At 56.8% G+C, this 280-nt stretch carries 1 rRNA gene; it reads left to right on the top strand.

The features are described 5' to 3' along the window. Positions 1-280, top strand: a 23S ribosomal RNA gene (locus ACZYR9_RS27825); the annotation flags it as partial.

The following is a 280-nucleotide window of genomic DNA, read 5'->3' as shown; positions in this document are numbered from 1 at the left end:
ACGAGGGGAACTGAAACATCTAAGTACCCTCAGGAAAAGAAAACAAAAGTGATTCCGTCAGTAGCGGCGAGCGAAAGCGGATTAGCCCAAACCAGGGGGCTTGCCCCCTGGGGTTGTGGGACGTCAAGGTGGGTTGAGCAGCGTAGGTGAAGTGGTCTGGAAAGGCCGGCCACAGAAGGTAACAGCCCTGTAGCTGAAAGGCTGCGAAAGCCCTAGACGGATCCCGAGTACCGCGAGACACGTGAAACCTCGTGGGAATCCGGCAGGACCATCTGCCAAG

The organism is Paenibacillus sp. F024 (assembly GCF_057814255.1).
The sequence above is the reverse complement of the archived record's forward strand: the minus strand, read 5'-3'. Positions and strand labels throughout refer to the sequence as shown.